This window comes from uncultured Eudoraea sp. (genome assembly GCF_947258525.1).
Taxonomy (GTDB): domain Bacteria; phylum Bacteroidota; class Bacteroidia; order Flavobacteriales; family Flavobacteriaceae; genus Eudoraea.
Genome location: NZ_CAMYIP010000079.1, coordinates 99452 through 112395, shown reverse-complemented (window position 1 = coordinate 112395; position 12944 = coordinate 99452). Strand labels below are relative to the sequence as shown.

General features: G+C 36.9%; 15 protein-coding genes. 9 read left to right on the top strand and 6 right to left on the bottom strand.

The window, feature by feature from the left end; genetic code table 11:
* Nucleotides 1-43 precede the first annotated feature (43 nt).
* Entirely contained in the window at nt 44-1405 is a 1362-nt protein-coding gene (locus tag Q0X89_RS06610; protein ID WP_297692375.1) for a transglutaminase-like domain-containing protein, read from the top strand.
* Between the two features lie 10 nt (nt 1406-1415).
* On the opposite strand, the gene Q0X89_RS06605 is transcribed toward Q0X89_RS06610, so the two are convergent.
* On the bottom strand, nt 1416-1712 hold the full coding sequence (locus Q0X89_RS06605) for a hypothetical protein (RefSeq protein ID WP_297692373.1): 297 nt from the start codon (nt 1710-1712) through the stop codon (nt 1416-1418).
* 463 nt (nt 1713-2175) lie between these two features.
* Between Q0X89_RS06605 and Q0X89_RS06600 the strand changes: the two genes are divergently transcribed.
* The 5 genes from Q0X89_RS06600 to fabD all read left to right on the top strand — a co-directional run bounded on the left by Q0X89_RS06600 (nt 2176) and on the right by fabD (nt 6627).
* Complete coding sequence (locus Q0X89_RS06600; protein WP_297692370.1) at nt 2176-3231, top strand: NAD(P)-dependent alcohol dehydrogenase; 1056 nt, start codon at nt 2176-2178, stop codon at nt 3229-3231.
* A gap of 243 nt (nt 3232-3474) precedes the next feature.
* A complete protein-coding gene (locus tag Q0X89_RS06595; RefSeq protein WP_297692368.1) occupies nt 3475-4014 on the top strand; it encodes an RNA polymerase sigma factor in 540 nt (179 codons plus the stop codon).
* Entirely contained in the window at nt 4011-4673 is a 663-nt protein-coding gene (locus Q0X89_RS06590) for a hypothetical protein (RefSeq protein WP_297692366.1), read from the top strand. Before Q0X89_RS06595 ends, Q0X89_RS06590 begins: the two co-directional genes overlap by 4 nt.
* 22 nt (nt 4674-4695) lie before the next feature.
* The gene (locus tag Q0X89_RS06585) at nt 4696-5469 is read left to right on the top strand and encodes a hypothetical protein (RefSeq protein ID WP_297692364.1); all 774 of its coding nucleotides are present in this window, start codon (nt 4696-4698) and stop codon (nt 5467-5469) included.
* Nucleotides 5470-5751: 282 nt separating this feature from the next.
* The gene (fabD, locus tag Q0X89_RS06580) at nt 5752-6627 is read left to right on the top strand and encodes an ACP S-malonyltransferase (RefSeq protein ID WP_297692362.1); all 876 of its coding nucleotides are present in this window, start codon (nt 5752-5754) and stop codon (nt 6625-6627) included.
* 92 nt (nt 6628-6719) lie between these two features.
* Here fabD and Q0X89_RS06575 read toward each other — a convergent pair whose 3' ends face one another.
* A complete protein-coding gene (locus tag Q0X89_RS06575; protein ID WP_297692360.1) occupies nt 6720-6935 on the bottom strand; it encodes a hypothetical protein in 216 nt (71 codons plus the stop codon).
* Between the two features lie 365 nt (nt 6936-7300).
* Here Q0X89_RS06575 and Q0X89_RS06570 point away from each other — a divergent pair, with 365 nt between their 5' ends.
* The 3 genes from Q0X89_RS06570 to Q0X89_RS06560 all read left to right on the top strand — a co-directional run bounded on the left by Q0X89_RS06570 (nt 7301) and on the right by Q0X89_RS06560 (nt 9612).
* Nucleotides 7301-7729, top strand: coding sequence for a peptidylprolyl isomerase (locus Q0X89_RS06570; RefSeq protein ID WP_297692358.1), 429 nt, complete (start codon nt 7301-7303; stop codon nt 7727-7729).
* A gap of 707 nt (nt 7730-8436) precedes the next feature.
* Nucleotides 8437-8901, top strand: coding sequence for a hypothetical protein (locus tag Q0X89_RS06565; RefSeq protein WP_297692356.1), 465 nt, complete (start codon nt 8437-8439; stop codon nt 8899-8901).
* Nucleotides 8902-9156: 255 nt separating this feature from the next.
* Nucleotides 9157-9612, top strand: a complete 456-nt coding sequence (locus tag Q0X89_RS06560; RefSeq protein ID WP_297692354.1) for a hypothetical protein — start codon at nt 9157-9159, stop codon at nt 9610-9612.
* Between the two features lie 76 nt (nt 9613-9688).
* On the opposite strand, the gene Q0X89_RS06555 is transcribed toward Q0X89_RS06560, so the two are convergent.
* The 4 genes from Q0X89_RS06555 to Q0X89_RS06540 form a co-directional block, all read right to left on the bottom strand.
* Nucleotides 9689-10252, bottom strand: a complete 564-nt coding sequence (locus Q0X89_RS06555; protein ID WP_297692352.1) for a DUF4251 domain-containing protein — start codon at nt 10250-10252, stop codon at nt 9689-9691.
* Between the two features lie 107 nt (nt 10253-10359).
* Nucleotides 10360-11208 carry a DMT family transporter gene (locus Q0X89_RS06550; RefSeq protein WP_297692350.1) on the bottom strand — a complete coding sequence of 283 codons (849 nt, stop codon included), beginning with the start codon at nt 11206-11208 and terminating at the stop codon, nt 10360-10362.
* 69 nt (nt 11209-11277) lie between these two features.
* Complete coding sequence (locus tag Q0X89_RS06545; RefSeq protein WP_297692348.1) at nt 11278-12495, bottom strand: hypothetical protein; 1218 nt, start codon at nt 12493-12495, stop codon at nt 11278-11280.
* Between the two features lie 5 nt (nt 12496-12500).
* Complete coding sequence (locus Q0X89_RS06540; protein WP_297692346.1) at nt 12501-12830, bottom strand: hypothetical protein; 330 nt, start codon at nt 12828-12830, stop codon at nt 12501-12503.
* Between the last annotated feature and the right edge of the window lie 114 nt (nt 12831-12944).

Below are 12944 nucleotides of genomic sequence, written 5' to 3'. Positions count from 1 at the left end.
AGGAATTATTGTAAATTCATACAACAAATAATTGGTTTATAAAATGAAAGTACCCAGGATTTTCTTTGCATCTTTACTCGCCTTGCTGATGGGCTGTAATACAGCCACAAAGCAGAAAAAAGAAGCTAAAGTACTAGCTGACAACAATATACCCAAAGTAGTTACTGCAGATATCGAAGAAGGAATTAAAGCCAATATCGCTAAAAAGGTAGAGGAAGGAGGAGGGTATTTTAACATGACCTCAGACGGACAGGAACTGCGGCTAAAATTGGTACGCGTACATACCGAATACCTTTCAAATTTAGGTCCCCGGCGTCATTTTGCATGTGTAGATTTGGCGGACGTGAGCGGTGATGTTTACGATGTGGATTTTTTTCTGGAAGGAGATCCGGGTAGTATGACAGTCACAGAAACTACCTTGCACAAGCTTAACGGGAAACCTTTTTATACCTGGAAACAGCGTGAAGACAAAACCTGGTACAGAATGCCGGTGCAGAACGCAACATCAGATCTGCTTGGGGTTGTTGAAGGAGATGACAAATTTGAATTTTCTTATGAAGTTACATTGCCTGAAATAAAAGAACCGGCTAAAATGTGGATTCCTATGCCGCAGAGCGATGATTATCAAACTATTGAATTGCTAAGTATTGAGGCCCCTGTGGAGCATCAGATACTCGAGGAAAACAATTATGGCAATTCCGTATTTTATATGGAACTTTCTCCGGAACATAGTGGAAAGAAATTGGAACTTGTCTACGATGTTCAAAGACAGGAAAAAAAGCCTTATGAAGATGATTCGGATCTTGCTAAATATCTGAACCCCAGTTTACTGATGCCTGTCGGTGATAGATTTAAAGTTTTGGCAGATTCCATTATTGGATCAAAAAACAGTGAAGGCACCATCATGCAGGCAAGGGCCTTGTACGATTATGTCATAGACAACATGCGTTATATAAAGGCGGGTAAATATGGTACGGGTGATGCGGTTTACGCTTGTGATGCGCTAACCGGCAATTGCACGGAGTTTCACTCACTTTTTATTTCGTTGGCCAGATCTGCGGGAATCCCGTCACGGTTTGCGGTAGGAGCTTCAATCCCATCAGATCGTGACGAAGGGGGTATTGATGGATACCACTGCTGGGCAGAATTTTATGCCGAGGGAAAATGGTGGCCAGTAGATATTAGTGAAGCTAATAAATACAGTGCACTGGCCACTTACTATTTTGGCAGGCATCCGGCAAATCGCATTGAATTTACCCAGGGACGGGATCTAATCCTGGAACCCGGTCCGATTACAGGACCTATCAACTTTTTGGCATATCCCGTCATGGAAATAGGCAAAACGCCTGCATTTCCAAAAACATTTTTCTCTTTTAAAAGGAAATCAGCGAAAGAAACCTCCTAGCAACAGTACGCTATGATACGGTATCTTTAGGATGTTCTTCCCCTTCTTTAGTAGGGTGCTCATCACCTTCTTTACTAGGGTGCTCATCACCTTCTTTAGTTGGGTGTTCTTCCCCTTCTGCTGAGGGATGTTCTTCACTTTCAGGACTGGCTTCTGTAGGATGCTCCTCACTCTCAGCTTCTGCTGCCGGTTCTTCGGTACTTTCTTTCTTCTTCTGGTCTCTGCAAGAGCTTATAGTGCCGGCTGCAATAAAACCAAATAAAAGTAGTACTAAAGTAAAGTATCTAAGTTCTTTTAATCGTCTCATAATATATATGTTTTGTTAATTAATAATTAATGATCAAAGAGTATTAATCGATTGATTCTTTTAAAGGTAGAAAAATTTGTCCGAATGCCCAGAACTCATCCCAAAAATTTATACGCCAAATGCCGACAAAAAAGTAACTAGCACAGTCTCATGCCTGTAAGCGCAAATGAAAATTCGAACCGGTAACCAGATACAAATCCTTGAGGATCTGAAAATCACAAAAGGAGGCGGAACAGGAAAAACTATTGCTGCGAGATATTGCTGGCAAGAACAAACCAAGGATTAGTTTATATCCTAAGACATTAGTGTCCCGATAGTTACTGATTGGCTTAAAGATCAGAAGAAGAAAAACACAATTTGCAAGGTTAACATGACTACATTTTTATGTTACTTTTTGTATTTTAACATCATAGCAATAAAACCAGTAATAAGTAATCAAATAATACGCTAAATTCAAGAAAATATGAAGGTAAAAAATATCAAAGCTTATGGAACAGTAGCTGCAGATGCAGATTTAAAACAACTGGATATTAACAGGAGGGAAGTGACTCCAAAAGATGTTGAAATAGATATTCTTTATTGTGGAGTATGCCATTCGGATTTGCATTTTGCACGTAACGACTGGGGCATGACCCAATATCCAGTAGTCCCGGGACATGAAATAGTAGGGAAGGTATTAAAAGTAGGGGTAGATGTAAAGCAGTATAAAGAAGGTGATTTAGTTGCAGTCGGATGTTTGGTTGATTCCTGCAGAACCTGCGGCAGTTGCAAAAATGATGAGGAGCAATACTGTCCGGAATGGGTTGGAACGTATGGAGGTTTTGATAAACATCTGGATACAAATACCCATGGAGGGTATTCCGAAACAATTGTAGTTGACGAAGCTTTTGTTTTAAGTATACCGGAAAATCTGGATTTAGCAGGTATTGCGCCGGTTTTATGTGCAGGAATTACTACCTGGTCGCCCTTGCGTCACTGGAATGTTGGTAAAGATAGCAAAGTGGCTGTTGTTGGTTTGGGTGGCCTGGGTCATATGGCTATTAAATTAGCAGATGCTTTAGGGGCTCATGTTACTTTGTTTTCCAGATCAACAAACAAAATAGATGATGCAAAAGCTTTGGGTGCAGATGAAATAATTATTTCTACGGACGAGTCTCAAATGCAGAGTGCTATGGGCCGTTTTGACATAATTATTGACACGGTTCCTTATGAACACGATTTAAATCCTTATATAGGCACATTGAATACTAATGGTACGTTGGTTGTTGTAGGCTATTTAGGACCATTAGATCCAATGCTGGTGACGGTTCCGCTTATTATGGGTCGTAAATCAGTAGCCGGATCTCTGATTGGTGGAATAGCCGAAACTCAAGAGCTACTGGATTTCTGCGGTAAACATAATATTACTTCAGACATAGAAGTGATTAATATGCAGGACATAAATGCTGCTTATGAACGGATGCTGAAAAGCGATGTTAAGTATCGCTTTGTAATTGATATGAAATCCCTGAAAAGCTAACGATAAATCCAATTTTAAAAGACAAAGCCAGTATACTTGTGTACTGGCTTTTTTGTACCCCAAACCATCTTAAAGCACATTTTGGAAGCATAGGCTCTTCCAGAAAGAATGAGCGGAGGAGGAAAGGATGGGAGCTGGCAAACACTCATTTTTAGCTATAAAGAAGCGAAGTAAAATTCGTGCAGTAAGATTTTATTAAATTAAAAGTGAAATGAAAAAGGAAATTTTAAGTATATATACTATATGACCGGCTTAACTGACGAACACTTAATGACCAATATAAAAAATGGCGATACCAAGAGCCTGGGTGTTCTTTATGAGCGGTATAAAAATATCCTGTTTACTTTTTTTATACGAACAATTCAGGATTATAATGCAAGCAATGATCTCTTAATGGAAACCTTTGAAAGAATTTATAAATATAGAAGCAGTTATAGTGCAACCAAAAAGGCACGTCCATGGATATTTCAAATAGCTTCCAATCTTTCAAAGGATTATTATAAGAAGTGGGGTAAACGTCAATCCATTGATAAATTGAAGCAGGAAATTATAATGATTCAGCCTGAGCTTCCTGATGAAACAAAAAGTAGAGACAAACTGTTGCATGCCGCTCTCAATAAATTAAAACCTCCTCAAAGAAATATCATAAACATGTATTACCTGTTGGAAATGACCTATGAAGACATTGCTGCCAATGAAAATATATCCATTAATAATGCGCGTATTAAGGTATGCAGAGCGCTTAAAAATTTAAAAGAACTACTAAAAGATTCAGAACTATGAAAGAAGATCAGTTTGATAAAGAAATAATGGATTATTTAGACGGCGTTACCAATAAACCAGTGAATGAAGAAGTTTCTGAGCAAGGAGAAGAATTAAAACAGATACTATCAGAATTAAAAGGAATCCCTCATGAGAAAGTTAGTCCAGCAACAGATGCTAAATTCTACAAATTTGTTGAGGAAAAAAACACTAATTCAAAACCGATAATAAAATTTAAAGCGTGGTGGCCATATTTGACTGCAGCTGCAAGTATAATCATCCTATTTTTTATGCTCACTAATAGCAATAATGGTTTTGAATATGATTATAGGAAACTCCGGTCGAATCCGGATAGACTGGGTTTTATTTATGAGTTGAACAAACAGCAATTAAGCTCAGGAGATATAAGTTGGCTGAAAAGTGAATTAAAAAATGAAATTAATCCGAATATTAAAGTTACCATAGTTGATTTGTTGGCTAATTATCAATCTAAATTAGATAACGAATTTTATAACAGTCTTAAATCTGAATCCATTCCATCAGTTCAAATGGCACTTCTAAACTCGCTTGAATCCTCGGAGCATATCGATTTTTCAAGTGAATTATTAGTTTTTAATCAAAGAAAAGATTTGGATAAGACGGTTAGGCAAAAAGTAAAATATATTTTATCAAATCAGTAAAAACATCAAAAAACGAACAATTATGAAAACAATTAATCTTATTCTAATAACACTTCTGCTAGTAGTTAGCACAAATAGTTACAGCCAAAAAGATCTGTCTGATTATAAAGATATAGAAGGGGTATATATTACTTCCTATTGGGGCAACATTAATGTCATTGGAACTACTATTAATAAGAAAAAAGTCTTTAACATAGAGGCAAAGCACACAGATACTTCAAAAAAAACTGTAAGCATTGATGATCTATCAAATTTTGTGAGTTTTGAGGTAATAAAGAAGAAACTCTATATACAAACCAGAAAACCAAAAGGCTTTGAATCCATAGATTTGAACTTAAAAATTCCAGAAAATTTATTTCTTGAAATTGAGCTTTTAAAAGGAGGTGAAATTTATGCCGAGAACCTTAGAAATGGAGTTGAAATAAATACCCTAAACGGTTCAGTAAAATTAGAGCGAATCGGTAAATATGCCCTTGTCAATGCAGCTAATGGAGAGATAGCTACAAGTTTTGATACAATTGATAAAAAACAGCCCATTTCATTAGTAACTATTAATGGTGGAGTAACAGTAGCTTTGCCTCATACCGCTAAACGCGATTTAAGGTTGATTTCACGCAAAAATGGCTATGTTGAATCGGATTTTAATATAGATTCTGATAAGAAAATCATCAATCTAAATTCAAAACAGTATTCCAGGCAACCAATAATTAATACAGCAAGAATTAATGGTGGAGGATCATTACTTTTCTTATCCACAGAAAATGGTCCGATAGCAATTAAAAAATTAAAAGCTTAACAATTAAAGAATAGTCCTTACGCCCTTTATACAAATTACTGGTGCATCTGTTCTAAAGTGTTCTGGCTTATACCTGTCCGATGAAGTTGAACGAAGATGAGTGCATGAAATGACTTATAACCATTAAACTTGAATATTATCGTTTTTAAACAAAATTTGTAAGAAAATATAGTTTCTTTATATTCATGATAAGAATGCTACGGTTCTTGTTATCAACAAGGCAGTAATTTCTTATCTACTTAAGTCTGATATAAATTGATTCACTAAAAATCTACTGTATTTATGCATGCGTACTTATTTCCTGGTCAAGGCACACAATTCCCTGGTATGGGGAAAAAATTATATCAGAAATCTGAATTGGCACGGGAATATTTTAACAGGGCTAATGAACTTTTAGGATTTTCTATTACGGATGTCATGTTTAAAGGCTCTGCAAGAGATCTGAAACAAACAAAATTTTCCCAGCCTGCAATTTTTCTACATTCCTATATCTTGTCAAAAACCATGGGAGCGGATTTTAAACCCGATATGGTTGCCGGGCATTCCCTGGGCGAGATATCAGCATTGGCTGCTATTGAAGCTTTGGATTTTGAAGCGGCCCTGAAACTTATCTCCAGACGCGCCACTGCTATGCAAAAAGTATGTCAAGATGAGAATACCGGAATGGCCGTTGTGGTTGGGTTATATGATGTAATCGTTAAAGATATCTGTGAGCATGTAGATGGGGTAGTGGTCCCTGCCAATTACAATGCGCTACATCAGGTTGTTATTTCGGGTGAGAAGAAAGCCCTGAAAGAAGCTTGTGATAAATTGAGGCCGGGTGCCAAGGCGGTGGTAAATTTGCCGGTAAGTGGTGCATTTCATTCGCCCTTTATGGAACCAATAGTGGAAGAGTTTAAAGCAGCCATAGAGGAAACCGAATTTAAAAAACCTATTTGTCCTATTTACCAGAATATTGCAGGAAGACCAACAGAAGATGTGGCTTTGATTAAGAAAAATTTAGTTGATCAATTAACGCATCCGGTAATGTGGAGGCATACCATTCTCCATATGATAGAGGATGGAGCCACTGAATTTACCGAGATTGGTCCCGGTAATTTTTTAAGGGGGCTTGTTCATCAAATCGATAAAAACGTAAAAACACACGGTATTTCCTAACTATCATTTTGTAATAGAATTTCTTGCATTAACTGCCAAACGGAAGGGGAGGTAAATATTTAAGGAGATAAAGGTATTGAGACGCTCTGATTTTAAATAAAATCTTCTATGGCTTCCAGCCATAATGGAATTTCAATATGGGTAGTTTTCATAAACACAAAAAAGGATTCAATGACCAGGGTATAAATTAAGAGGGTAAAGTTAATCTCCATTGAACTGAACAGGCTAAAGTAAATGTCATATACTGCTGCGGAAATTCCGAACATTTTAATCGCTTTGGTAAAAATAAAGATTGCGAAATTAAACATCACTTTGTTTTTTTAGTTGTTGTCTTTATGCAATAGACGACGGTTAATATTTTTTGTTACAGTACTATGTATAAAAAGGTACTATATTAAGAAATATTTAACAATTTTATGATTTGGCAGGGGAGAGGAAATACTATAAAAAGGGTATGCTACACGAGTTTGTTTAGAAGTTTCACGATTTATTTCTTTTAGCTGTAATCCTATACTTTATTTTCAGGAATGCTATTCCAATAAGATGATCCTTGCGTATAAACACTTTCTGTAAGCAAGGTTATGTAGAAAGTAATGTTTTTTTGAATTCCTTCTTTTAACCATTTTATACCACATATCTTTGCATCGTTTTTTAAAAATACAAACGAATAATTATGAGTAAAGTAAAAGAAAATGACGTGGTAAAAGTCCATTATACAGGGAAACTAAATGATGGACAAGTTTTTGATAGTTCATTAGAACGAGAACCATTACAAGTGGAGCTTGGAAAAGGCCAGTTAATCCCTGGTTTTGAAAAAGGACTGATTGATATGGAGGTAAATGAGAAGAAAACAATTAAGATTGAAAAGAATGAAGCTTATGGCGAGGTAAATGAGGCACTTTTTCATAAAGTCCCTAAAAAAGATCTGCCTGAAGATATTAAGCCGGAAGTTGGAATGGGTTTAGTAGGCAATAATGCTGATGGATCTCAACAACAATTCAGAATTGCTAAAGTTGAAGCAGAAGATATTATAATAGATGCCAACCATCCCTTAGCGGGCCAGGATCTTGTGTTTGATCTCGAATTGGTAGACATACTATAGAACAGTCAATCCCAATATGGAACAAAACGTCTTATCATATTGGTAAGGCGTTTTTTTTATCCCTTAGAACAAGAGCTGATCTGTTACAATTGGAAGGGAAAATGTTGAAGGATATTTTACATAATAGAATTATGACTTACGAATATAAACAAGCCTTTCAGTAAAACGGCTTTGACATAATTGTTGACGATATAGAACACTGGCGTGTCAGCTATATCTACAATTATATCAAATACGGGGTATGCGCCGTTTTACAATACAGACATATTTGAACCATAATTTATATTATGTCAAATAGAATATTTCAATACTCCCCCATATCGATGTTGTTGACATAATCCCAGCCGCATCAGCTCGCACCCTTTTAAAATCATCCGCAGGATAATTTTAAAAGATGTTGTATGTCAAATAGACTTTTTCAGAACTTACCTCCCATATTCTCTTTGGTCCCTAAAATAAGTTCGAATACTAAAGCTAATACACTTTTCGGAGCCGCTGTTTCTCAATAACTTATAAATATTATTACGTATACATACACGTAATAATACATCCAGTTCTTACGTGGCCAAAAGAATAATCTTGCAAACTCTTAATATTGCGTTAAACGATTTTTAATAACAATTCACCGAATAAATGAATTCTTCGCGAAGTATTACAAATTGCTTTATATAAATTCGTGGAAGAAAATAGCCAAAAAAAATATGAAAATGAAAAAAGCCCCTTATTTTTTATTGCTCATCGCTTTAACAATTCTTTCGAGTTGCGGTAAAGACAATAATATAGAACCCACAGGAGTAAATGAAATAATTGTTGATCAGATCGATTACTCATTAAGCGCTGTTAATGGCTCCGGAATTACAGGAAAAGCAACTCTAACCCGAGATAGCAACGACAATACAACTATCCTAATTGAACTTCAAAATACCACAACTAAAGAACACCCTGCCTTTGTTCGTTTCGGCAGTGCAGCTGAAGGCGGCAGCACCATTGCTATAACTCTTGAGGTTTGCGAATGTGCTGTTGGCACAACAGTGGTGACTCGTTTAGATGATGGTACCCCCGTAGATTTTGACAAGCTTTTAAATCTGGATGGACATGTAAGTATTGGGGAAAGCAGTGCCAACCCAAATATGGTTGTTTCAGTAGCGGATATAGGCACAAACGCAAATTAAGGTTTCGTTAGGTTGAAAAAAAACAAGTCCTGGCTTAAATACAAGTTAGGGTTTATAGATCTTTACCCCACTTCGGACATAAAGTCTCAATTAGCATTTTTTCATATTACTTTAGTCAGGTCTGAAATTTCCTGTCAGCGAAATATTAATTCATATTAGCGAATAAAATGAACCATTTATAAAAATTTGTTAGTTTGTTGCGTAAATTTGTTTAGGAAAATAACCTTAAGAAAATAACCTATAAAATTGGCGAAGATGAAAAAAGCCCCAACTTTTTTCATGTTCATCGCGTTAACACTACTATTTAGTTGTAATAATAGCGATATAGAACCCACCGGAGTAAATGAAATTATTGTTGATCAGATCGATTACGAATTAAGCCCCGTAAATGCATCAGGTATTACCGGTACCGCTTCCTTTACCAGGGATAGCAATGACAACACAACTATTCTTATTGAGCTACTTAATACCAATACAGACGAACACCCGGCAAATATCCGTTTTAATACAGCTGCTGAAGGTGGCCCTGTAGCTATTACCCTCGAGCCCTGTACCTGTGCAGTCAGTACTACCGTGGTAACCCAGTTAGATGACGGTACCCCAATTGATTTTGACAAACTCTTAAATCTGGATGGGCATGTAAGGATCGAGGAGAGCAGCACTAACCCGGATGTTGTGGCCATTGCTGATATTGGGATAAACGCTAATTAAGAATCCTGTTTTTGTAAAATAAACAACTCCTGTTTAAACTAAAATGTCAGGAGTTTTTTTTTGTTCCAGTTTGCAATCACTGCAAGCCATCTCCCTCCTTAGACAGTTCTGAGACTTTTCCTATATAACGGATAAAATTACGCTGCGAACTATTAATAGTTACATGACTGGCAAGGCTGTTAAACAAAGTTACCGTTACCTGATATACTTCTGATTTTTCTTTGATCGTGAAGACTATTGTATAGGTTTCTTTCTTAATATTCTGTGATACCTCCAATTTATCAGGAAGTCCTTTAAATTCAATGGCACTTCCAATTCCATATCCCCCGGATAGCTGGCGTTCCCCAAAATAAGGCAAATAAGCAGCGACAGAATCGCCCTTCATCTTCAGATAATTCGGATTAGCAATTAAGCTAATATTACTGCCAGAATTACCCGGGAGTAGCAATCCGCTGCTGGCAATACTATTCATGGCATTCGTATTCATGGGTTGTGCCCATTCAGATACAATTTGAAAAGACTTTTGCTCCACCAGTTTCTCCAACACCTGGCTCTGCACTGTCGAAGCTGCTGTCTTTTGGGAACTTCCACAGCTCCATAAAACAGTTAATAATCCTAATGCAATAAACCCCTTTTTCATTTTAAAACTATTATATTCCCTTAATAATCAATAAGATAATAAATTTAATCACATTTTTCTATTAACATTATGATATATTTTTAAGCCCTCCCCTCCCATCTATAATCCTATTTCTTTAGCAATCGCTGTTTAAACCAAATGTTGAGCAATAAGCCGCCTATTATCATGGCCATCCCAACAAAACTCCAGATAACGTATTCTTCAACTAAAAATATAACTCCAACGATTACAGCAAAAAAGACTTCTAAATATTTTAAAGGTGCTATAGCATTTGTCTCTCCCATTTGAAATGCTTTGGTCATAAACAACTGTCCAAAATAGCCAAAAACCCCAAGGCTGGATAATAAGAACCAATCTATTCCAACAGGAGTTTTCCAATTAAAAATGGCTCCCACTCCACCAATGATGGTAGCAATACACATAAAATAATTTACTATAACCACTGGATGTTCCCTACTACCTATTTTCCGGATTATAATATATACAAGTCCACTAAAGACAGAAGCTATGAGTACTAAAGCCAAACCAATTAATGGAACGTTCCTGTCAAGGCCTTTTAGCACCAAAACTCCTAAAAAAGAGATAATAAAAAACAACCACTGAATAGGTTTTACTTTTTCCCTTAGCAACAAAATGGCAAAAATAGCGGCAAATATTGGTGCAATATATCGTAAACCTACAGCAGAACCCAGAGGCATATAATGCAGGGCCATAAAAAATAAAACCATTGAAGTAGAGCCTACTAAACCTCTTAATATCAATAGTTTGCGATGTGTTCCTAACACCGGAATACCTCTGTTAAGCAAAAACCCAAAAGTAAAAAAAAGTGAACCGAGTGATCTGAAGAAAACCATCTGATAAGCGCTGTACGAAGTTAGGAACTTCAGTAGTCCGTTCATAAGCGTAAAGGCCAGGGTACTCAGGAGCATAAAATAAATGGCCTTCTTTAAATCCATAAGAGCAAAGATAAGTGATGTGGTGCTGTTACCTTAAATCCAATTACTCTATTGTTTCATGGTAGGTTACTAGAACTGGTCTGAATTAATATAGGCTGTTTTAACACTGCTTCCCGCCTCCGATACAAGTGTCCATGCAAAATAAACATTGTCATCAACCAATTCCATTTGCGGGAAACCGGTACTGCGAGAACCTTCCAGCCTGGCAATTAAAACTGGTTCTCCCCTGTTTCCGGAGCTGTCTACTTTTACTGCTTTTAACACTGCACCTTTATCTTCCATTTGCATCCAGCTTACAATGGCGATCCCCTTCTTCAATAATAAAACATCTACCCTGCCTATTGCAGTGGCATCATTTATTTGGATAGGATTATCAAAACTAACCCCTCCATCTTTAGAAAATACCAGGTTTACCTTTGGTTGGTCTATGGCGGCTGTAAACCATGCTACAGCCAGGTTATTGCCTAAATTTGCTGCCTTAGGCCCATTAACGGGGCATCCTTTTATCAACCAGTTATCAGGATATATTGTCTTAGGAGAAGTCCATTTACCTGCCACATTCCTTACAATACTTATATCCCTTATTTCTTCCTCTGAGCGATCCCTGTAAATTACTACAGGGCCGTTGTGCGTTATAACAGCAGTGGTCTGGCAGCAATCGCAGGTTCTAGAATCCAATTCGATTTCATTACCCACTTGTCCATATGCTGAAACTTCAGCTGCCCTAAGGGCCATAGCACCCCTGGAACCGTCTACTTTTTCCTGAGAATTGCGCCCATCGAGCCAGCTTATAAAAAAGGAGTCTTCTTTGTAGGGTAAAGCCGTTACAAATCCATGTTCCGTTGGTGTTTCGTCTGTGTGCAGGGGTAAATCAGTGATCCAATCCGTGGAATCTTTTGGAATTACATTGAGTTTTATATCATACGAATATGTATCCGAAGAAGTTTTCTTAAGTACATGCGACATTAAATGCCCTTCATTTTCAGTAATCATAGGAAAATCGGCCCAATTCACAAACCAGTCCGCACCCCTTATTATTTCGTTTGGTGTCTGCCATTCTCCATTTTTGAGTTCAGCATAGAACAAGATGGCTATGGTATCCTCCCTCATTTCAATCCAGGACATCAGCGTCTTTTCTTTGGAAGAAAACAAATTGGGCAAAGAACTATTCTCTGCTGCAGGAGAATCAATATAATGAACCTTCTTAATTTTATTTTTAACTTTTTCGCCACACGACAACAGTATAATGAAGAAACTTAACAGAGCATAAAAGGTGCCATTTTTCATATACGTTAGTCCTCCAATTCTTCAAATTTGTTATTTGCCAATAAAATTTTGGTAAGGAGTTTGGAATCCTTATTCCTGTAAAGATCCCGTACAAGCCTTTGCCGCTTACCCTCCGAGATATCCATCGAATCTATTAAAGTCCTCATCAGAAGTATTTCTTTTCGTCGTGCCTCCTCGGCAGCCAGATAATCGGGTTCAAATTTAAACAGTGCAGGTCCCTTGTCCTCTTCGTCCTGTAATTTGGCATGTTTTTGAGGGCTTTGCTGTGCAATAAGATCATTGGCGCCAAAGAAATACATGCCCGCACAAAGCAAAAGTAATGGAATTTTTTTCATTTTAAGTGTCTCCTATTCAAACCCAAATTAAGTCATTTTCCTTAACAAACCATAAGAGGGTGTTTAAGGAACATTTTATTCGATCAATAACTCGTTATTACTATACATCACTTA